This window comes from Agrobacterium sp. LAD9 (assembly GCF_003031125.1).
GTDB classification, from domain to species: domain Bacteria; phylum Pseudomonadota; class Alphaproteobacteria; order Rhizobiales; family Rhizobiaceae; genus Agrobacterium; species Agrobacterium radiobacter.
Genome location: NZ_PHGS01000016.1, coordinates 280,969 through 302,258 on the forward strand (window position 1 = coordinate 280,969; position 21,290 = coordinate 302,258).

20 protein-coding genes are annotated in these 21,290 nt (G+C 60.6%); 12 read left to right on the top strand and 8 right to left on the bottom strand.

Translation table 11 applies throughout. The features are described from left to right. Positions 1-173: 173 nt before the first annotated feature. From iolC to DA915_RS18635, 5 genes are all read left to right on the top strand, one after another. Positions 174-2,090, top strand: a complete 1,917-nt coding sequence (gene iolC / locus DA915_RS18615) for a 5-dehydro-2-deoxygluconokinase (RefSeq protein ID WP_107676880.1) — start codon at positions 174-176, stop codon at positions 2,088-2,090. Continuing rightward, entirely contained in the window at positions 2,087-3,913 is a 1,827-nt protein-coding gene (iolD, locus tag DA915_RS18620) for a 3D-(3,5/4)-trihydroxycyclohexane-1,2-dione acylhydrolase (decyclizing) (RefSeq protein WP_107676881.1), read from the top strand. Before iolC ends, iolD begins: the two co-directional genes overlap by 4 nt. Position 3,914: 1 nt before the next feature. Next, positions 3,915-4,823 carry a myo-inosose-2 dehydratase gene (iolE, locus tag DA915_RS18625; RefSeq protein WP_099087101.1) on the top strand — a complete coding sequence of 303 codons (909 nt, stop codon included), beginning with the start codon at positions 3,915-3,917 and terminating at the stop codon, positions 4,821-4,823. Positions 4,824-5,025: 202 nt separating this feature from the next. Next, positions 5,026-5,838 carry a 5-deoxy-glucuronate isomerase gene (gene iolB / locus DA915_RS18630; RefSeq protein WP_107676882.1) on the top strand — a complete coding sequence of 271 codons (813 nt, stop codon included), beginning with the start codon at positions 5,026-5,028 and terminating at the stop codon, positions 5,836-5,838. Positions 5,839-6,070: 232 nt separating this feature from the next. Further along, on the top strand, positions 6,071-7,198 hold the full coding sequence (locus DA915_RS18635; protein WP_107676883.1) for a Gfo/Idh/MocA family protein: 1,128 nt from the start codon (positions 6,071-6,073) through the stop codon (positions 7,196-7,198). A gap of 183 nt (positions 7,199-7,381) precedes the next feature. Here DA915_RS18635 and DA915_RS18640 read toward each other — a convergent pair whose 3' ends face one another. The 3 genes from DA915_RS18640 to DA915_RS18650 form a co-directional block, all read right to left on the bottom strand. Beyond that, the gene (locus DA915_RS18640; protein ID WP_107676884.1) at positions 7,382-8,344 is read right to left on the bottom strand and encodes a 2-hydroxyacid dehydrogenase; all 963 of its coding nucleotides are present in this window, start codon (positions 8,342-8,344) and stop codon (positions 7,382-7,384) included. 363 nt (positions 8,345-8,707) lie between these two features. After that, positions 8,708-9,730, bottom strand: a complete 1,023-nt coding sequence (locus DA915_RS18645) for a LacI family DNA-binding transcriptional regulator (protein ID WP_107676885.1) — start codon at positions 9,728-9,730, stop codon at positions 8,708-8,710. Between the two features lie 133 nt (positions 9,731-9,863). Next, complete coding sequence (locus DA915_RS18650; protein WP_060724477.1) at positions 9,864-10,373, bottom strand: MarR family winged helix-turn-helix transcriptional regulator; 510 nt, start codon at positions 10,371-10,373, stop codon at positions 9,864-9,866. A 79-nt stretch (positions 10,374-10,452) separates the two neighbouring features. On the opposite strand from DA915_RS18650, the gene DA915_RS18655 reads away from it, so the two are divergent. The 3 genes from DA915_RS18655 to DA915_RS18670 all read left to right on the top strand — a co-directional run bounded on the left by DA915_RS18655 (position 10,453) and on the right by DA915_RS18670 (position 13,867). Then, positions 10,453-11,253: a creatininase family protein gene (locus DA915_RS18655; RefSeq protein ID WP_080867281.1), complete on the top strand. Its 801-nt coding sequence runs from the start codon at positions 10,453-10,455 to the stop codon at positions 11,251-11,253. A 113-nt stretch (positions 11,254-11,366) separates the two neighbouring features. Then, complete coding sequence (locus DA915_RS18660) at positions 11,367-12,467, top strand: GTP-binding protein (RefSeq protein WP_060727308.1); 1,101 nt, start codon at positions 11,367-11,369, stop codon at positions 12,465-12,467. Positions 12,468-12,874: 407 nt separating this feature from the next. Beyond that, positions 12,875-13,867 carry a WD40 repeat domain-containing protein gene (locus DA915_RS18670; protein WP_003505463.1) on the top strand — a complete coding sequence of 331 codons (993 nt, stop codon included), beginning with the start codon at positions 12,875-12,877 and terminating at the stop codon, positions 13,865-13,867. 188 nt (positions 13,868-14,055) lie between these two features. On the opposite strand, the gene DA915_RS18680 is transcribed toward DA915_RS18670, so the two are convergent. After that, positions 14,056-15,237, bottom strand: a complete 1,182-nt coding sequence (locus DA915_RS18680; RefSeq protein ID WP_192886599.1) for an MFS transporter — start codon at positions 15,235-15,237, stop codon at positions 14,056-14,058. A gap of 34 nt (positions 15,238-15,271) precedes the next feature. Here DA915_RS18680 and DA915_RS28980 point away from each other — a divergent pair, with 34 nt between their 5' ends. Further along, complete coding sequence (locus DA915_RS28980; RefSeq protein ID WP_192886600.1) at positions 15,272-15,448, top strand: hypothetical protein; 177 nt, start codon at positions 15,272-15,274, stop codon at positions 15,446-15,448. A gap of 3 nt (positions 15,449-15,451) precedes the next feature. On the opposite strand, the gene DA915_RS18685 is transcribed toward DA915_RS28980, so the two are convergent. Both DA915_RS18685 and DA915_RS18690 read right to left on the bottom strand, forming a co-directional pair. Next, positions 15,452-16,099 (bottom strand): outer membrane protein, encoded by a 648-nt coding sequence (locus DA915_RS18685; RefSeq protein WP_060724480.1) that lies wholly within the window; start codon positions 16,097-16,099, stop codon positions 15,452-15,454. A 542-nt stretch (positions 16,100-16,641) separates the two neighbouring features. Next, on the bottom strand, positions 16,642-16,929 hold the full coding sequence (locus DA915_RS18690) for a hypothetical protein (RefSeq protein WP_003505460.1): 288 nt from the start codon (positions 16,927-16,929) through the stop codon (positions 16,642-16,644). A 270-nt stretch (positions 16,930-17,199) separates the two neighbouring features. On the opposite strand from DA915_RS18690, the gene DA915_RS18695 reads away from it, so the two are divergent. From DA915_RS18695 to DA915_RS18705, 3 genes are all read left to right on the top strand, one after another. Then, positions 17,200-18,378 (top strand): hypothetical protein, encoded by a 1,179-nt coding sequence (locus DA915_RS18695; RefSeq protein WP_107676887.1) that lies wholly within the window; start codon positions 17,200-17,202, stop codon positions 18,376-18,378. 118 nt (positions 18,379-18,496) lie between these two features. Next, on the top strand, positions 18,497-19,138 hold the full coding sequence (locus tag DA915_RS18700) for a DUF1007 family protein (protein WP_003505458.1): 642 nt from the start codon (positions 18,497-18,499) through the stop codon (positions 19,136-19,138). Then, positions 19,132-20,181: a nickel/cobalt transporter gene (locus tag DA915_RS18705; protein WP_107676888.1), complete on the top strand. Its 1,050-nt coding sequence runs from the start codon at positions 19,132-19,134 to the stop codon at positions 20,179-20,181. Before DA915_RS18700 ends, DA915_RS18705 begins: the two co-directional genes overlap by 7 nt. Before the next feature lie 20 nt (positions 20,182-20,201). Here the strand turns inward: DA915_RS18705 and DA915_RS18710 are convergent, their stop codons facing one another. Beyond that, a complete protein-coding gene (locus DA915_RS18710; protein ID WP_107676889.1) occupies positions 20,202-20,426 on the bottom strand; it encodes a hypothetical protein in 225 nt (74 codons plus the stop codon). Beyond that, positions 20,419-21,105 (bottom strand): GNAT family N-acetyltransferase, encoded by a 687-nt coding sequence (locus tag DA915_RS18715; protein WP_003505455.1) that lies wholly within the window; start codon positions 21,103-21,105, stop codon positions 20,419-20,421. The genes DA915_RS18710 and DA915_RS18715 overlap by 8 nt, the downstream gene beginning before the upstream one ends. Positions 21,106-21,290 lie beyond the last annotated feature (185 nt).

Consider the following 21,290-nt stretch of genomic DNA (forward strand, 5'->3'; position numbering starts at 1 on the left):
TTTATGATCCAAATCCATGAAACGGGCGTTCCATAATCGTCCGTCTCGTGACGGGATATGTGAGCGGAGGAGGCTCACCGAAACGGGATGGAGATAGGTGGCGGCATGATTGCCTGATCCGCCCGACACCATGAGGCACACCGCGCAAAAGCGCGGTGCTAAGGAGGAAGCTTTTGAAAAAACTTGATCTTATCACGATCGGGCGCTCGTCTGTCGATCTGTACGGCTCGCAGGTCGGCGGCCGTCTGGAGGACATGGCCTCCTTTGCCAAATATATCGGCGGCTCTCCCACCAATATCGCCGCTGGCGCTGCGCGCCTGGGGCTCAACAGCGCCGTCATCACCCGTGTCGGCGACGAGCATATGGGCCGCTTCATCCGCGAACAGCTGGTGCGTGAAGGCGTCGACGTGCGCGGCGTGAAGACGGACCCGGAGCGGCTGACCGCGCTGGTGCTGCTCGGCATTCGCGACCAGAACCAGTTTCCGCTGATCTTCTATCGTGAAAACTGTGCCGACATGGCGCTCAGCGAAGACGATATCGATCCCGCTTTCATCGCCGAGGCAGGCTGCATCTGCGCCACCGGCACGCATCTGTCGCATCCGAAAACGGAAGCGGCCGTGCTGAAAGCACTGAAATTCGCCCGCGAAAATGGCGCAAAGACCGCGCTCGATATCGATTACCGCCCCAATCTCTGGGGTGTGGCCGGCCATGGCGATGGCGAAAGCCGTTTCGTGGAATCGCAGAAGGTTACCGCCAAGCTGCAATCCACCCTGCATCTGTTCGACCTGATCGTCGGCACGGAAGAGGAATTCCACATCGCGGGCGGCTCCACCGATACGCTCACGGCACTCAACGCCGTGCGCAAGGTCTCGAATGCGACGCTGGTGTGCAAGCGCGGACCGATGGGCGCCGTCGTCTTCACCGGCGCTATTCCCGATAGCCTCGATGATGGCGAGACGGGCGAAGGTTTCCCGATCGAGGTCTTCAACGTTCTGGGTGCGGGTGACGGTTTCATGGCCGGGCTGTTCCGCGGCTGGCTGCGCGGCGAAGACTGGCCGACGACGTTGAAATACGCCAATGCCTGCGGCGCTTTCGCCGTCTCCCGCCATGGCTGCACCCCGGCCTATCCGAGCTGGGAAGAACTGCAATATTTCTTCAAGGCCGGCATTCGCAACAGGGCGCTGCGCAAGGACGAGGCGCTGGAGCAGGTACACTGGTCCACCAATCGCAAGGGCGACTGGGAGACGATGCGCGTCTTCGCCTTCGACCATCGCATGCAGCTGGAGGCCATCGCCGACGAGCTTGGCGTCAAGCACGAGCAGATCGGCGCCTTCAAGAAGCTCTGCCTTCAGGCAGCGCAGAAAGTTTCCGGTGGCGAGGCGGGTTATGGCATTCTCTGCGATGGCCGCCTTGGCCGCGATGCGCTGTTTGCCGCCAGCGGCTCCGGCCTGTGGATTGGCCGTCCGGTGGAATGGCCGGGCTCGCGCCCGCTGACGCTGGAACCGGATCTCGGCAAGGATTTTGGTGGACTTTCCGAATGGCCGCTTGAAAACGTCGTCAAGGTTCTGTGTTTCTATCACCCCGATGACACCGAGGAGATGCGCAGCGCGCAGGAAGAGACCGTGATGCGCCTGTTCGAGGCGGCGCGTCGCAACCGGCTGGAAATGCTGCTGGAGGTCATCCCCTCCAAGGTTGGCCCGACCGACGATTTGACCGCCGCCAGCATCATCGAGCGCTTTTACGAGATCGGCGTTTACCCCGACTGGTGGAAGCTGGAACCGATGAAGACCCGCGCGGCATGGAAGAACGCCTGCGACGCCGTGCATCGCAACGATCCTTACGTGCGGGGCATCGTCGTTCTCGGTCTCGACGCACCGCAAAGCGAGCTGGAAGAAAGCTTCCGCCTTGCCGCCGGTTTCGATCTGGTCAAAGGTTTCGCCGTTGGCCGCACGATATTTGCCGACGCCGCCCGCGGCTGGCTTTCCGGCAAGATGACCGACGAGGATGCGGTCAGGGATATGGCGCAGCGTTACACCAGCCTGTGCCGTATTTGGGATGAGGCGCGCGCCAAAAAGGGAGAGGCAGCGTGAAGACAATCAGATTGACGGCTGCGCAGGCCATGGTTCGTTACCTGGCAGCGCAGATGAATGAACATGGCGAAACCTATATCGCCGGCATGTGGGCCATTTTCGGCCATGGCAATGTCGCCGGCATCGGCGAAGCGCTTTATGGCATCAGGGACGAACTGCCGACCTATCGCGGCCAGAACGAGCAATCCATGGCGCATGCAGCCATTGCCTACACCAAGCAGCTGCGCCGCCGCCGCGCCATGGCGGTCACCTCCTCCATCGGCCCGGGTGCGGCAAACATGGTGACGGCGGCAGCGCTTGCGCATGTCAACCGCCTGCCGGTTCTCTTGATCCCCGGCGATGTCTTCGCCAATCGCGGCCCCGACCCCGTGCTGCAGCAGCTCGAGGATTTCGGCGACGGCACCATGACGGTGAATGACTGCTTCCGTCCGGTCAGCCGTTATTTCGACCGCATCATGCGGCCGGAACAGTTGCTGACAGCCCTGCCCCGCGCCATGCGCACCATGACGGACCCGGCCGACTGCGGCCCCGTCACGCTGGCCTTCTGCCAGGATGTGCAGGCGGAAGCCTATGATTACCCTGAAAGTTTCTTCGAAAAGCGGGTCTGGCGCCAGCGCCGTCCTGAGCCGGATGTCGTGGAATTCGAAGAGGCAGTCGCCGCCCTGAAGGCGGCGAAAAACCCCATCATCGTTGCCGGCGGCGGCGTGCATTTTGCCGGCGCAACGGAGACCCTGAAACGCTTTGCCGAAACCCACTCCATTCCCGTCGTTGAAACGCAGGCCGGCAAATCGGCGATTGCGTGGGACCATGATCTCAATTTCGGCCCGGTCGGCGTCACCGGTGCGGAAAGCGCCAATATCATCAGCGAGAAGGCCGATCTCGTCTTCGGCGTCGGCACGCGTTTTCAGGATTTCACCACCGGTTCCTGGGCGCTGTTCAAGAACCCCAACCGCAAGATCCTGGCGCTCAACGTTCAGCCCTATGACAGCGCCAAGCACGATGCGATCAGCCTGACGGCGGATGCGAGAATCGGGCTTGAAAAGCTCTCCGCCGCCCTCGGCAGCCACCGTTTTGCAGCGCCGGATGCCCGCCTCAAGGCGGCATGGTTCGAAAAGGCCGATGCCGATACGGCAGCGCCGGGCGAGGACAACGCCAACAGCCTGCCCACCGACATGCAGGTGATCGGCGCGGTACAGCGCCAGTCGCGTGACAACACCGTCGTCATGTGCGCGGCCGGCACCATGCCGGGCGAGCTTCACCAGCTGTGGAAATCCAAGCTGCCGCTCTCCTATCACATGGAATACGGCTTCTCCTGCATGGGTTATGAGGTGGCCGGCGGCCTCGGCATCAAGATGGCGGAACCGGACCGGGACGTGATCGTCATGGTCGGCGACGGCTCCTACATGATGATGAATTCCGAGCTTGCGACATCGGTTGCCATGGGCGTGAAGATCACGCTCGTCATTACCGACAACAGGGGTTACGGCTGCATCAACCGACTGCAGATGGAAACCGGCGGCGCGGAGTTCAACAATCTCTACGCCCACACCAACGTCAACCCGATCGCTATCGATTTCGTGGCCCATGCCGGCTCGATGGGTGCGGATTCGCGCAAGGTCTCCACCATCGCCGAACTGGAAGCGGCGCTTGCCGCCGCCCGCGCCTCCACCCGCACCACCGTCATTGTCATCGATACCGATCCTTACCCGACGCCGCGCGCCGGCGGTCACTGGTGGGATGTCGCGGTGCCTGAAACCTCCGAGCGCACTGAGGTTGCCGATGCGCGCGCCCGTTATGAAAACCATGTCAAGGAAAGACAGTAAGATGATCCGTTACGGAACCAACCCGATTGCCTGGTCCAACGACGACGACCGCACGCTGGGTGCGCATATCAGCCTCGAACAGTGCCTTGATGAAACCGCCAAGATCGGCTTCGACGGCATCGAAAAGGGCCACAAATTTCCGACCGACCCGGAAGGCCTGAAGGGCGTGCTTTCGCCGCGTGGCCTTTCCTTCGTCTCCGGCTGGCATTCGCTGAACCTTCTGACCGACGACATCGAATCCGAAAAGAAGGCGATGCAGCCGGCGCTTGATCTCTTGAAGGCCATGGGCTCGAAGGTCATCATCGTCTGCGAAACCTCCAACGCCATCCACGGCGATGACGGGAAGGCGCTGGTCGACCGTCCGCGCCTTGCGGCCGAGGACTGGGCGTCGTTCGGTGCCGGTGTCGAAGCGCTGGCCGCCTTTGCCGCCGAACAGGGCATCACCCTCGTTTATCACCACCACATGGGAACGGTGGTGGAGAGCGAAGAGGAGATCGACCTGTTGATGAAACACACGGGGCCGAAGACTCACCTGCTGCTCGATACCGGCCATTGCCTGTTCGGCGGCGGCGATCCCGTCCGCGTCGCGCAGAAATACATGGGTCGCGTTGGCCATATCCATGCCAAGAACGTGCGCCCCGCCATTGCCGATCAGGTACGGGGCGAGCGGCTCTCCTTCCTCGAAGGCGTTCGCCGCGGCGTGTTCACGGTGCCCGGCGACAGCGAGGGCGGCGTGAATTTTCCGCCGGTGCTGAAAGTGGCGGCCGAACATAATTACAGCGGCTGGCTGGTGATCGAAGCCGAGCAGGATCCTGATGTGCGTAATCCGTTCGAGTATCAGAGCCTCGGGCTGAAATCGCTGAAGGCTTTTGCGCGTGAGGCGGGGCTGGACAAGGCTCAGGCTGCTTGAACTGAACCGTTAGCGGGCGGCATACCCCGCCCGTCATACCGGCCTTGAGCCGGTATCCAGCCAGCCCAAGTCTTTGGGCTGAAAAGAGTCTTCCCGCCGCGCGGACGCGCGTCGGCTGGATTCCGGCTCAAGGCCGGAATGACGGTGGTACGCGAAACTACCGAATGACATGTTTGTGCTACTCACGAAAAGGAACACCACCATGACCTCACTTCTGCGCAAGCCGGTCGCGACAAGCGGCAAGGTGCACGATATCACGCCCCAAAGCGCGGATTGGGGTTATGTCGGTTTCGGCCTCTACCGCCTGAAGCCGGGCGAGACGGCGGCGGAAAAGACCGGCGATATGGAAGTCATCCTCGTGCTGGTCGAAGGCAAGGCGACGATTTCCGCTGATGGCAAGGACTTCGGCGAACTTGGCGACCGCATGAATGTGTTCGAGCGCAAGCCGCCCCATTGCGTTTATGTTCCCGCCGGCTCCGAATGGTCGCTGACGGCCACGAGTGATTGCACCGTCGGCGTCTGCACCGCACCCGGCGAAAAAGGCAGCCGCGAGGCGCAGCAGATCGGCCCCGCCGGTGTGCAGCTGACCGAACGCGGCAAGGGCGCCAATACGCGTTACATCTTCCCCATCGCCATGGAAGAGCGCGACGTGGCCGACAGCCTGCTGGTAACGGAGGTCTTCACGCCGTCAGGCAACTGGTCGTCCTATCCGCCGCACCGGCATGACGAGGATAACTACCCCGACATGACCTATCTGGAAGAGACCTATTATCACCGGCTGAACCCGGCGCAGGGTTTCGGCTTCCAGCGCGTCTTCACCGAAGACGGCTCGCTGGACGAGACCATGGCGGTTTCGGATGGCGATGTCGTGCTCGTCCCGAAGGGCCATCACCCCTGCGGCGCGCCCTATGGTTACGAGATGTATTATCTGAACGTGATGGCGGGGCCGATGCGCAAATGGCGCTTCAAGAACCACCCGGATCACGACTGGATTTTCAAGCGGGACAATCCGTAAGGCAGGCATATTCCACCGCCGCCTCATCCCTGTGCTTGTCACAGGGATCCAGCCAGCCCAAGTCTTTGGGCTGAAAGGAGTCTTTCCGTCGCGCAGACGCGCGCCGGCTGGATTCCTGTGACAAGCACAGGAATGAGGGCGCGCGCGGAGGTACGTTTCGAGACTGTCTTGGAGCAAAACAAACGCATCCAAAGAATTGATTTCATTATAAAACTCTCGGGAGGAGAATACCATGGCCGCTCTTGGCGTGGGCCTTATCGGCACGGGTTACATGGGCAAATGCCACGCACTCGCGTGGAACAATGTCACCAGCGTCTTCGGCGATGTGGAGCGCCCGCGCCTCGTGACGCTGGCGGAAGTCAATCCCGAACTGGCAGCAAAAAAGGCGGCCGAGTTCGGTTTTGCCCGCTCGACCGGCAACTGGCGCGATCTGCTGTCCGATCCCGAGATCGACGTCATCTCGGTCACCACGCCGAATGCGTTCCATCCGGACATGGCGATTGCCGCCCTTGAGGCCGGCAAGCATGTCTGGTGCGAAAAGCCGATGGCGCCCGCCTTTACTGACGCGGTGAAGATGCGCGATGCGGCCCGCCGGTCGGGCAAGGCGGCGGCGATGGGCTACAACTACATCCAGAACCCAATGATCCGCCACATGCGCCGCCTGATCGACGAAGGCGCGATCGGCAAGGTCTACCATGTCCGCGCCGAGATGGATGAGGACTTCATGGCCGATGCCACCCAGCCCTTCTACTGGAAGAGCGAGGCGTCCTCCGGTTACGGCGCGCTGGATGATTTCGCCGTTCACCCGCTGTCGCTGCTTTTTGCCCTGTTCGGCCATGCACAAAGCGCCATCACCGATATGGTGAAACCCTATGAGACCCGCCCGCTTGCCGGCGGCGGCGAGCGCGCCGTCGAGACGCATGATCTTGCCAGCGTTCTCTTGAAGCTTGAGGGCGGCATTTCCGCCGTGCTCATCGCCAACCGCTCCGCCTGGGGCCGCAAGGGCCGCATCGCCATCCAGATTTATGGCTCCACCGGCTCGATCCTGTTCGACCAGGAGCGGATGAACGAGTTCCAGCTCTACACCACGGATGGACGCCCCGAGGAGCAGGGTTTCAGAACCATCCTCGCCGCCCCCCACCACAAGCCCTATGACCGCTTCATCCCCGCCCCCGGCCACGGCCTCGGCTTCAATGATCTGAAGGTGATCGAATGCCGCGAACTGATAGCGGCGATCGAGGGAAAGAAGGCCCATATCATCGATTTCGAGGAAGGGCTGAAGATCGAGCGCAGCATCCACGCCATGGCCCGTTCGTTTGCCGAAGGGCGCTGGGTGACGGCGGAGGAGATTGCGGAATAGGGGTTGGCGTAAAAGCGTCCTAGCTGACGCCGAGCCCTCTCTCCGTTCTCGGACATGACCATTGAACCTTTGCACTCGACGTCATCCTCGAGCTTGACCCGAGGATGACGGATGAGAGGTTGGCGCATTCTTAGAAACCTGGATGGGCTGTCTCCCGCAGCCCATCACAGTATCGCCGGAACCTCACCCCTTCACCGGCGTTTCCGGCACCGGTGTCAGCACCGTGCCATCCTTGAACCAGCCGAGAATGTTGTCGGCCACGAGATCGGCCATCGCATTGCGCGTCGGAACCGAGGCGGAGGCAACATGCGGCAGCAGGGAGACATTCGGCAGCGACAGGAAGGCTTCCGGCACCTTCGGCTCGGCATAGAACACGTCGAGACCGGCAGCCCCCAAAGCACCGCTTTTAAGCGCCTCAAGCAGCGCATCCTCATCGACGCTGGAGCCGCGCCCGACATTGATGAACACGCCCTCAGGCCCAAGCGCCGTCAGGATTTCGGCGTTGATCGCCTTATGCGTTTCCGGCGTACCGGGCACGATGCAGATCAGGATGTCGACAGCTTCCGCCATCTCCTTCAGCGAACCGTAATAGGTATAGGAGAGGCCATCCCGCTTGCTGCGGGTGTGGTAACCGATCTCCACCTTGAAGGGCTCCAGCCGCTTGGCGATTTCCTGGCCGATGCGGCCCATGCCGAACAGGCCAACCTTGCGGCCGCGCAGCGAGAAGGGAGAGAGGGCAAACGGCCCTTCGCCAACCCATTTGCCGTCACGCAGCCAGGTCTCGGCCTGATAGAGCCGGCGCACGGTGTTGATCAACAGCGCAATCGTCGTATCGGCCACCTCGTCGTTCAGCACATCTGGCGTATTCGTCACCACGATGCCGCGCGTGGCGGCATGTTTGGCATCCACGCCATCATAACCCACACCGAAATTGGCGATGATCTCGAGCTTCGGCAGCGCATCGATCCATTTGGCGTTGACGACGCCGGAAACGGCGACGGCATTGATGCGCTCAGCCGCACCCTCAGGCAGAACCGGCTCGGCACCGGCAGGCACTGTCACGATCTCGACCTTGCCTTCGAGGCGCTCGAGAACGCGCGGGTTTATCTTGCCGGGCACGAGAACGACGGCCTTTTTGTCAGACATGAGCGGATATTCCTCCTGATAACATTCCGATAGCCGGAGTGGCTTTCAAGCGAACTGCTCGCCATACCACTCCTCTGGGCGGCGATCTTTTCAAACAACGGCAGCCGTGAAAAGGGCAATAAGGCGATGCTATGGGGGCAGACGGAAGTTTCATGCCGATTTTTTTGCGGCGTCGCTATATAGCTTCGTCATTCCGGCCTTGAGCCGGAATCCAGCCGACACGCGTCTGCGCGGCAAAAACAATCCTTTCAGCCCAAGGACTTGGGCTGGCTGGATACCGGCTCAAGGCCGGTATGACGGGGGAAGGAAACGCCGACGACGACTATGGGCGCGCGGTCAGCCGGCTCAGAGTCGCAAACGAGCTCACATCCGCGGCCGCACCGGCCCGGTCGATTGCCGAATGCGCATTTCCGGCTTGATGAGGTGAATGCCGTCAGGCTCATGGCTGCCCGCCAGCCTGTCCAGCAGCGCGCGCGCCGCTAAGCGCCCCACCTCGGCCTGGCCGTTGGAAACGGTGGTCAGCGCCGGCGTGGCGATCGCCGCTTCCTCCAGATCGTCGTAGCCGGTTACCGAGATATCGACACCCGGCACCAGACCGGCGCGGGAAATGCCGTTCATCAGACCGATGGCGACGAGATCGTTCCAGCAGACGGCGGCGGTCGGCTTCTGCGGCAGCGACAGGAAATGCACCGCCGCTTCAAACCCGCCCTGCTTGGAGCGGGGGCCGGGAATGCGCAGGTTCGGATCAACCTCGATGCCGGCCTTGCGCAGCGCATTGACGTAACCCTGGTAACGGTCACGGCCGGTCGAGGTCTGGTCGGTGCCGCCAACCATGGCGATGGTGCGGTGACCGAGGCTGATGAGATGGTTGGTGGCGAGCGAAATGCCGTAGCTGTCATCGCCGCGATAGGTCGGCATATCGACACCGTCCATGGAACGGGCGACCAGAATGGCAGGCATGCCGTTTTCTTCGGCCAGCGTCATGTCCTCGATCGGCGTGCCGATGGCCGGCGACATGATGATGCCGTCGGAACCGAGCTGCAGCAGCGTCTCGATGAAGGTGCGCTGTTTTTCCACCGAATCATAATGGTTGGAAAGAATGAAGGTCTGGCGGCTGCGGTCCAGCTCGCTTTCAATGGCTTTGAGAATTTCCCCGTAAAACGGGTTCATCACATCATGGAATACCACGCCGACAATGCCGGAGCGCGAGGTGCGCAGGCTGGCGGCGCGGCGGTTATAGATATAACCCAGCGCCCGCGCCTGTTCCTTGATCTTGTCCCGCGTATCGGCAGCGACCAGCGGGCTATCGCGCAATGCAAGGGAAATGGTGGCGGTCGAAAGACCGAGGCTTTCGGCAATCGTAGACAGTTTGACCTTTTGGGCCACGGCATTCCTCCCCAAACGCGTGTCACTGACGGATGTCTCCGTTTAAATTGCAATTAAACAATTTAAACAAAATCCGCAACCCGTTTAAGGAATAGCCACAAAACAGATGGTTCTTTTAAAAATTTCAACAAAATTATTGAAGATTGGCGTCGATTGCCTTGAGAAGTTTAACAACGTTGCGAATATCCTTGGCCGAAAGCCCCTCTATCGCCCTTGCTCCGCAATCCGCTATCGAGGTGTTGATGTGGTCGACGCTTTTCAGGCCCGTTTCCGTCAGCTTCACCAGCGTCACGCGGCCATCCTCGTCGTCGCCGCTGCGTTCCACGAAACCCTGGGCTTCCATGCGGCCGATGGTGCGCGTCATGGTGGGCGCCTTGACGCCGAGTTTCTGGGCGATCTGGCCCGGTGTCAGGCTGCCTTCCTGCGCCAGCGCCAGGATAACGCCGTCCTGCCCGGCATAAAGCCCGCTTTCGGCAAGGCTGTGGCTCAGCGCCGTGCGCATGGAGCGGGCGGCCTGGGTAATGGATTGCGCCAGTTCCTCGGGGTTGAAGTTCTCATCCCTCTTTTTGGCGTCCTTTACCTTCTTGCTGCCCTTTTCCTTCTTGGCGCCTTTGTCCTTATGCCCGGATTTGTCCTTGCTCATATGCGAGTGCCTTTTACCCTGTGGCGGAACCGATATATGTTGCTGGAAATCCTTACCGAATACACGTGCGGACTGCCAGATGCCAAACTCATACACGCATTATCACGACGAAAACGTAACAGACCCTCATCTTCGCGCAACAGGTGCAATTTCCGTGCTGCCGCTCGGCGCGCATGAACAGCACGGGCCTCACCTGCCCTTCGAGACCGATACGCTGATTGCCGAAGGCATTGTCACCCGTCTCGCCGCCGCCCTGCCCGGCCATCTGCCCGTCTCCTTCCTGCCGGTGGAACCGGTCGGATATTCCATCGAACACATGAATGTGCCGGGCACCAAGACCTTGCGTTACGATGAGGCCATCGAGCGCTGGCTCGGCATTGCCGAGGCGGAATATAAAAAGGGCGTGCGCAAATTCGTGATGCTGAACGCCCATGGCGGCAATTCACCGCTGATGACCATTGTCGCGACCGAGGCCCGCGCCCGTTTCGGCATGCTGGCGGTCGCCACAAGCTGGACCCGGTTCGGCGTGCCGGCCGATATCGTGAAGCCGGAGGACAAGGCGATCGATATTCACGGCGGCGATATCGAGACATCGGTCATGCTGGCGCTTCACCCCGAGCGGGTGGCGATGCAAAAGGCCGCCAGCTTCGCCTCCCGCCAGAGCGATTTCGCCAGCCGCTTCAAACACCTGCGCGCCTATGGCCCACACGCCTTCGGCTGGCTGATGAGCGATCTCAACCCTGACGGGGCTGCCGGAAACGCCGCCGCCGCGACAGCGGAAAAGGGCGAAAGGCTGATTTCCCACGCTGTGAATGGCCTTGTCGAACTGCTTGAAGATATCCACGCTTTTGACATAACGTTATTTCATAACAAAATTTGAGTGACATGGCCGAATTCGGCCAAAATCTCTTTGAACTGCCAGGGCGTCGCGCCTATATGGACGACGACACATCTTCCTGAGGCTTGATAGCCTCTCTCCACGCGGGGTTTTCCATGACCGAAACAGCACCAGCCAAGCCCATTCCAGTCACCGTCCTGACGGGATATCTCGGCGCCGGCAAAACGACGCTTCTCAACCGCATTCTCTCCGAGAACCACGGCAAGAAATACGCTGTCATCGTCAATGAATTCGGCGAGATCGGCATCGACAACGATCTGATCGTCGAGTCTGATGAAGAAATCTACGAAATGAACAATGGCTGCGTGTGCTGCACGGTGCGCGGCGATTTGATCCGCGTCGTGGAAGGCCTGATGCGCCGGCCCGGCCGTTTCGACGGCATCATCGTCGAAACGACAGGCCTTGCCGATCCGGTGCCCGTCGCCCAGACCTTCTTCATGGATGACGATGTGCGCGCCAAGACCGAGCTTGACGCCGTTGTGGCGCTGGTCGATGCGAAGCACCTGCCGCTGCGCCTGAAGGACAGCCGCGAGGCTGAAGACCAGATCGCCTTTGCCGATGTCGTCGTCGTCAACAAGACCGACCTCGTTTCGCCTGAGGAAGTGGCCCGCATCGAGGATATCGTCCGCGCCATCAACCCGTCCGCGCGCATCTACAAGACCACCCGTTCCGGTGTTGATCTTGCCCGGGTTCTCGATCAGGGTGCCTTCAATCTGGAGCGCGCGCTGGAAAACGATCCGCATTTCCTCGAGCACGGCCATGAGGATCATGCCTGCGGCCCCGATTGCGATCATCATCACCACGACCACCATCATCATGACCATGACCACGATCACGGGCATCACGACCATGGGCACGATCACCACCACCATGGCGCGGCCTCCCCGATCCATGACGTGACGGTGCAGTCGGTCTCGCTGCGCGGCGGTGAGATGAACCCCGAGCGGTTCTTCCCGTGGATCCAGAAGGTCACTCAGACAGACGGCCCCAACATTCTGCGCCTCAAGGGCATCATCGCCTTCAAGGGTGATGCGGAGCGTTACGTGGTGCAGGGCGTGCACATGATCATCGAGGGCGACCACCAGCGCCCGTGGAAGGAAGACGAAAAGCGCGAAAGCCGCCTCGTCTTCATCGGCCGCGAACTGGACCGCGAAAAGCTGGAAAAGAGCTTCAACGCCTGCCTCGCCACGGCCTGATCCTCTCTCTTCGGTACCCCGGCGTTGCGCCGGGGTGACGCCGCCTCCGTCATTCGGATACGCTCACCGCCCCTCATCCCTGTGCTTGTCACAGGGATCCAGCCAGCCCAAGTCCTTGGGCTGAGAGGAGTCTTTCGCCGCGCAGACGCGCGTCGGCTGGATTCCTATGACATCCTCGGGCTTGTCCCGGGGAACAGGAATGAGGGACAGGGAGATGCACGTCCTGTAAAATCATGGTGCCGTATGCCGTGGATTCCTCGACTACAAAGCGGTCTATCTCCTTGATTTCACGAATCGTGCGAACGTAAAAGCGGTTCCGCTTTTGCCGGAAATGCTCTAGAACCATGCCTGCCGCCGGGGTCGACATCGTCGCCCCACCAGACACAGATACGAAAGACCGATGCCCCATGCCGACTGTTGCCCCGCTTGATATCGAAGGCCACGTGGTCTCGACCCATTTTCTCGGCGACATTCCCCTGTTTGCCACCGCCGCCGGCACCATTCACCGCCTGGATGGCGGCGAGAAGGTGACGCAGGCGCATGACGGGCTTCTGACCTGCATTCGCGATCCCTACAGCGCCACGCTGCTTTCCGGCGGCGAAGACGGCCGTGTGCTGCGCATCGGCCATGATGGCAGCATCAGCGAGCTCGCCAATGTGCCGCGCAAATGGGTCGGCGTCGTTGCCGGCGGGCCGCAGAAGGCGGTGGCTTATGGCGTCGGCAAGTCCAGTTTTGTCCGGCTATCCGACGGTACGGTCAAGGAATTCAAGGAAGAGCGCACAGTGGAGGCCATCGCGTTTGCGCCCAAGGGCCTGCGCATTGCTGTTGCCCGTTATAACGGCGTGACACTGCATTGGGTGGCAAGTGCCGGCGATCCGGTCGATCTGGAATGGAAGGGCGCGCATACCGGCGTCACCTTCTCGCCCGATGGCAAGTTCCTCGTCACCACCATGCAGGAAAATGCCCTGCATGGCTGGAAGATGGAAGCGACCAAGGGCGGCATGGAAGCCCGCCACATGCGCATGACCGGTTATCCCGCCAAGGTGAAATCCATTTCCTGGTCGGCAAAGGGCAAATGGCTTGCCTCATCAGGTGCGCCAGCCGCCATTGTCTGGCCATTCGCCGGCAAGGACGGCCCGATGGGCAAGGCTCCGGAAGAACTCGGCAGCCGCGCCAACATCATGGTCACCAATGTCGCCTTCCACCCCGTGGAAGACGTGCTCGCCATCGGCTTCATCGACGGCATGATCCTCGGTGTGCGCCTGGCCGACGGCAAGGAAGCCCTGCTTCGCCGCCCCGGCAAGGGCGCCATTACAGCCATGGATTGGAGCGCCACCGGCAAGCTGCTCGCCTTCGCCTCGGAAGCGGGCGATTGCGGGATCATCGATATTTCGGCGTGAGGGCCAACACCCTGCCCCTCATTCCTGTGCTTGTCACAGGAATCCAGCCGACGCGTGTCTGCGCGGCGAGAGACCTCTTTTTTCAGCCCAAGGACTTGGGCTGACTGGATTCCTGTGACAAGCACAGGAATGAGGGATGATCGGGCCGCAAGGCCAGATGAAATCCTCCCTACCCCCGCCCGAACACCCTAATCCGCCACCTGCCGCCGCGTCAGAAACAAGAGCAGCAGCGCAGCACCCGCACCGACCGAAGCAAGCCGGATCGAGGTGCCGAAGCTTGCATATTGCGACACGAACCCCATCAGCGGCACCGCAAAAAGTGCTGCAAGGAAGATCGAATTCATGTAGAGCGCCGTCGCCCGCGCCGTGCGCCCGCGGGCAAAGCCCTGCACGAAGGTGAGAGATGTGCCGGCGAAAAGGCCGTAATAGGAACCTTCCATGGCAGCCCCCACCAGCATGGCCGGCAGGGTCGTGACCGAAGCGATGATGTTGAAAGCAAAGATCGCCGTCACCGCCGCGATGCTCAGAAGCAGCCGCGCGCTGATCCGGCGCATGATCCTCGGCGCGAGCAGGATAAGCAGGACTTCCATGGCGCATTTGACGCTGAGCGACAGGCCCGGCGCATAATCCGGCAGGCCCACCTCACGCACCAGAAATACCGGCAGGGCCGAGGCGCAGAGAGCATGGGCGAAAGACATGCAGAAACTGGCCGTCGCCGCCATCAGCAGCGGCAGGTTGCGCCCCGCATCGGCTCCGCCCTCATCCCGCCGCTCCATGGGGCAAGTCTGCCCACGCGGCACGATGGCAAGCGCAAGCGCCCCCCAGATGGCCGCCATCAACATCGCATTCACGAAGACGGCTTTTGCGCCGGCGAAATCGACGATCAGAAAGGCTGCGGCCGGCAGCAGCATCCAGGCCAGCGATACCATCATTCTGAGGAAGGCGTTATAAGCGGTGGTATCGAGCGCCTCCACCCGGCCGTGATACCGGCCATAACTGAAGACGAGGGTGGTGGCGGCGTTGGAAAGCCCCATGCCCGTCGCCGTTACCGCCACCAGCAGCGCCAGATGCCCGAAACTCGCGGCCGCCGCCGCCACGAAAGCACCTGCAATGGAGAGCATGAGCAGCGGCTTGATCCGCACGCCGGCATCCACCCGCTCGCCATAAAAACGGCTGGCGACGATCGAGGCCACCATCGCCGTCACGCTGTAGAGACCGAGCGTCGCCGGCGGATGGCCGAGCACCTGAATGATGTAAAAACCGATAAACGGTACGATGGCGGCATTGGTGCTGCCGGCGATGAAAACCAGCAACGCGATCAAATAGGCCTGACGGTCAAAAGCGCCCGGCGAAGTGCTTTTCTGTAGCATGGGAATCGACTGGAGACTGGCAAGCGGGAGTGGATTGGAACCCACCATCACATCAAAACGGCCCGCTGTTCAAGCCTGCGCGAAAGGCAATGTGCGTTTTGATTTCCTGCGGAACGTCTTCAGCGTCCGCTGGACCGATGCCAGCACCGCCGCATCAGGCGTGTGGGGGGGCGTCGCAACGCTGCGCCGCCCCCTGTCGAAAACGGAATAACCGTCAGAACTTCACGCCAAGGCCAACCTTGACGACGTGTTCGCTGACATCGCCGGTCGAAGTGATCGGACCGGTATGGTAGGTTGCCTTGCCGAAGTCGTTGTAACGATATTCGACGCGTCCAAACAGGTTGTTGGTGAAGGCATAGTCGACGCCTGCGCCAACCGTCCAGCCGTGCAGGACCTTGCTGTCCTCACCGAACGGCGCTTTGACTTCGCTGTCCGTCGCGGTGTAGCCGGCGGCGGTATAGATCAGCGCGCGGTCGATTGCGTAACCGGCGCGCAGACGCGCAGAGCCGTTCAGGCCTGCAGAAACCTCGCTGGTGACGATGGTCTTGTCGCCCCAGGCGTAGCCGAGATCACCCTCGACGCCGAGAATGACGGAAGGGGCAACTTCGGCATTATAGCCTGCGAAGCCGGAAAAACGGCCGCCGTCAAATTCATGCTTGGTGGTGACGCCAAAAGTCGTCGACTTGACCCGGTTCCAGCCGTAACCCGCAGACGCACCGAGATAAACACCATCCCAGGAAAAGGCAGGCGCAACATCGTTGACAACAGGTGCGGACGGAATGTCGCCGACGGCGTCGGCGGCAGCGGCCACGCCGGAGAGAACGCCGAGCAGGCCGAGCGCGAGAAGAGATTGTTTCAACATGCGATAGCTCCTTGAAAATAACATCCCGTCACCTGCGGGCTGCGAGTATTTCGCGACCAGAAGCGCAGCATCATGACGGGGTTAGCGCACCCACAGATTGAAGAACATCATGGTTAAAATCGCGTAAATAGCTTAGGCAAAAACACCGCCATGGAGCGTATTTCGATTAATATCTGCAATATTTACCAAATATAAATCGGAATTTACGCGGACATTCACACGGCATCCGCCCTGACGCAAAAGGGCTCTCACGACTTCACAAAACTATCATGAGTAGTGGTCGTCAGGCACTTTTGTGCGGGGCCGCCATGTCGGTAACACGGATAAAAAAAAGAGGGCCGCAAGGCCCCCTTCCAGTCATGCGATGCGCCGTTTGTTCTTGCCGGAAATGCCATGCGTCAAACACACGCAACTCGAGGGTCATTGCCGGCTTATGCGCTGCGCATCGCCTGTGTCGAAAATCCCTGATGATTTTCGAGCTGTCCCGTTGGAGCGGGATGGAGAAAAGCCCGATGGTTTCGCCATCCCGTTCCAAATTTCAGTTAGTGCCGGCGCTTCTTGCCGCCGTCATTCTTGTTGTCGATGACATCGACTGACGTCTTGTTGCCGTTCAGCAGGCCGTTCAGGATGCCGGTCTTGTTGCCGTTCAGAATCCCGTTATTGGACAGGATGCCGCTGACGCCGAGATCGATGCTCGGCGAGACGACGACAAGGGCGCCGCCCTTGTTGCTGTTGCCGGACAGGATGCCACCCAGAAGACCACCCGCATTGGCCTGACCAACGGAAGCGACAGTAAGAATAGCGGCTACACAAGCGAACTTTGCAATCATTTCTCTCTCCTCTTTTGTTTGATCACGCCATCTGGCGTAACTGAACTGTATATTTAGAGGATTCTAATTCAAGCAAAGGCTAATATTACAATAAACAGTTAACTTTAATACTGGTGATTTTAATAGAGTTTTACATATCTTCTTATGGAATCCGCTACCTCTATTCCGGTATTGGCGCACTGGATTTCGGCCACGAAAGTAAAACGGCGCGGGAGACTTTATTAACCATCCAAATATAAGATATTGCTTAATTAGCGACCGGAGATGCGAATGCGGCTGGGGGGATATATCGCGCTTGTTCTCGGCCTTGCCTGCGCCTGCGGCGCATGGGCGGGTGAAAAAGCCGATGAGCATAATGTCACCTATAAGTCCGGCATTGCTTATGACACCAATTATTTCGCCGACACCAACAGGCTGAGCGCAATTTCGCTGCGTGCCGGCTTCGGGCTCAACGGCAAGGTCGTGCTTGATGGTGCGGAACTGCGTTATTCGCTCGAACACGAGGAGGTCCGCCTCCCCCGTTACCGCTTCGCCAATGAACACAACACCATCGCGGCGCTGGGACTGACGAAACGGTTTTCCGAAAAGCTGGAATGGGCCATCGAGCTGCGCGGCACCCGCAGCGATGCCGGCGACATCTTCCTGCATCTGCCCGAAGAAGACATTGGTTACCGGCAGCTCGATCACAAGCTGGAGGCCTCTTCCCAGCTCGGCATCCTTGCGCTCGGCGGCAAGAACACGCTGACGGCAAGCTTTGCCAGCCTGATGAAGGGCAAGGCGCAGTTCCGTCCGGCCTATTTCACGCCCACCCGGCTGGAGGCAAACGAGGCGCTTTTATCGCTGAAGGCCGAACATGCGCGGCCGCTGGCCGGCGGCGAGGCGGGCCTGACGCTTGCTTATGACCGTATCGTCGTGCCCGAGGGGCAACAGGAGAAATATGAACGTTTCCCTGCCAATACGCTGCGCGGCTCGCTGGCCTATGGTTACAAGTTCTCCGATCGTTTCGCGGTTCTGGCCGAGGCGGGCTTCACATCCATTTCCGGTGACGAGATCAGCGACCAGGTGAAGCGTAGCCGCCCCTATCTCCGGGCCGAAGCCGAGGTGAAGGCCACCGAGCGCATCGCCTTCGGCGTCGGCTATTCGCAGGACTATGCGCTTTTCGATCCGGATGATCCGATCGCCGAGTTTCACCGTCGCTGGCAACTCGTCGTGAAAAGCAGGCTCACCGAAAAGGTCGGGCTCGATCTTGCGCTGAACCGGGTCCATAAGGACTGGATCTATTATAATTACGATACCAGCGAGCGCAGGCTGGTCGCCACGCTATCCTTCGATACCGGCAAGAACAGCAAGCTGGAGCTGGAGTTCAACCGCCTGCTGCATGGTGAGCGCGAGACCGACCTCGCCTATAGCGGCTCCAGCATCACCTCGCGTTTCAGCGGCACCTTCTGAAATCCCTTGACGGCCCGCGCGAAGGACGCGCGAAGGATCAGACGCATCAGGTCGAAATTCGGTCCCAATTTCTGCTAGAGTCGGGTCTTCAAGATTCGAAGGCAGGACAGACCGGATAATGAACAGACGCTTTTTGCTCCTCGCGGCCGGCCTCGCCTGCGTTCCCGTCGCGGCTGCTGCGCATCCGCACATCTTTGCCGAAGCCCGCATGGAAATCGTCGAGGGGCCGAACGGCACCGTTCAGGAAGTGCGCAATATCTGGCGTTTCGACGAGATGTTTTCGGCAAGCGTGGTGATGGATTACGACAAGAACAGCGATCTGAAGCTGGACAAGGACGAGCTGGCCGAGATCGGCAATACGGTGCTGGAATCGCTCGCCGAATATTCCTATTACACCTTCATCACCGCCAATGGAAAACCGGTGGAGTTCTCCAAGCCCGACGCCATTCACGTGGACTACAAGGACCAGCAGATCCTGATGTTCTTCTCCGTGAAGCCGACCAAGCCGCTCGCCGTCAAGGGCAAGCTCAGCTTCGGCGCCTGGGATCCGACCATGTATACGGCGATCGATTTCGCCAAGGACAGCGATATCGCGACACAGGGCAAGGATCTGAATGCCTGCAAGCATCATATCGTCCGCCCCGATCCCGACGAGGTAATCTCGCAGAACCAGGGTTCGCTGACCGACGCCTTTTTCAACGATCCGACCGGCACCGACATGACCAAGCTCTTCGCCACCCGGCTGGAGGTCTCATGCTGAGCCGCAGGGCACGCCTTGCCGCCGTCGCCATCGGCCTCATCGCCGTGGCCGGTGTCGCCCATGCGCAGTCGCCGCTCGGCATCGGCTCGGCCGAACCTTCCTTCTCCGTCGGCGGCCCCTTCGCACCGCTGATGCAATGGATCAACGTGCACCAGCAGATGTTTTACCGGGCGCTGACCGGTGCGTTGAAGGCCATGCGCGAGGACAGCTGGGCGCTCGGCTCGCTGATCGGCCTTTCCTTTGCCTATGGCGTTTTCCATGCCGCCGGTCCCGGCCACGGCAAGGCGGTCATTTCGTCCTACATGATCGCCAATGAAACGCAGCTGAAGCGCGGCATTCTCATTTCCTTCGTCTCGGCCCTCATTCAGGGCTTGATGGCCATCGGCCTTGTTGGGGCGGCCTGGCTGGTGCTGCGCGGCACCTCCATCACCATGACCAAGGCGACGCAGGCGATGGAGATCGCCAGCTTCGCCATGGTGGCGCTGTTCGGCGCCTGGCTCCTGGTGCGGAAGCTTTGGTCACTGCGCATCCGGCGGGAACCCGTCCCCGTCTTTGCCACGGCGGGTGAAGCCACGGCCGGCAGAACCACCGGCATGGGCACGGGGCTACGCTTTCAGGGCAAGCCGGTTTTCGCGGATCATGAGCATAACGGCACCGGCGATCTCTGCAACTCCTGCGGAAAGTCCCATGCGCCGGACCCCATGCTGTTGAAGGGCAAGAACTTCAGCCTGCATGAAGCATGGTCGGCCATCATCGCGGTCGGCCTCAGGCCATGCTCGGGCGCGATCATCGTCATGAGCTTCGCGCTTTTGAACGGGCTTTATCTCGGCGGCGTGCTCTCCGTGCTCGCCATGTCGCTCGGCACCGCCATAACGGTGTCGGCTCTCGCCATCATGGCCGTCTCGGCCAAGGGGCTCGCCGTGCGTTTCGCCGGCCCCGGCAGCCGCAAGGCGGCCGGCATCAGCCACGCGATCGAAATCGCCGGCGCACTTTTCGTGCTGATCATGGGACTACTGCTGCTCGGCGCTTCGCTTCAGCTCTAGAGCGTGTCCAATAAAATGGCCTAACCGTCGCGGCGGCGCTGGTAACGAGCGCGCAGCCAGAACAGCAGGAAGAAACACAACACGGCAACCGAACCGAAGGCGGCGGCGAGCCACGGCGAATAATCACCCAGCCACAACATGATATCAGGCATGACGAAGAACACGAGCCCGAAACCGACGATGATGAGGGCAGCGGCAATTGCCGGCGACCAGTCCTTTTTCCCCGATGTCGGTTTTTCAGGCATTGGCAAGCTCCGCGCGGATATCTTCAAGCTTGCGCTTCTGCGCCCCGTCGGCTGCAAAATTGTCAGGCGAAAGCCACGCTTCAAAGGCCTTGCCGATCAGCGGCCATTCGCCGTCGATCATCGAAAACCACGCCGTATCGCGGTTCTGGCCTTTCGAGATCATATGCTGACGGAAGACGCCCTCGAAGGTGAAGCCATAACGCTTCGCCGTGATCTTGGAGGGTTCGTTTTCATTGTGGCATTTCCACTCGTAACGGCGATACCCCAGATCCTCGAAAACATGTTTCGCCATCAGGTAATGCGCTTCGGTGGCAAGAGGCGAGCGCTTCATCTTCGCGCCATGGGCGACGGAGCCGACCTCGACCACGCCATTGGCCGGATCGGGCCGCATATAGCTCGCCATGCCGACGATATCGCCAGTGGCATTTTCCACGAAGACCAGCGTGACCCAGTTAAGCTTCTGCCCCGCGCCGATGAGCCAGTCGCCAAAGGCGTCGGCATCAGGGAAGGCGTTTTGCGGGAAATATTTGAGAAGCGCATTGGTGCCCTCGCCGCCAAGGGCTGACCAGAGCCTTGCGAGGTGTTTTTCGCGATCAAACGGCTCGGCCGTGACGTAACGGCCCTTTAGCACCACCGGCTGCGGCGGCGGACATCCCCTAAAATCACTCAGATCGCGCATTCTCTTCCCCATTTGCTGGGAGAAGGATTAGGGCAAGCGGGGCGGGATGACAACAGGGCATGTGGGGTGGGATGCGGTGGTCTCGGCGGGTGTGGCTCACCCCCTCTGCCCTGCCGGGCATCTCCCCCACAAGGGGGGAGATCGACCTGCGGTAAAGTCTCGCCCATCTCAACGTTCGAGAAGGA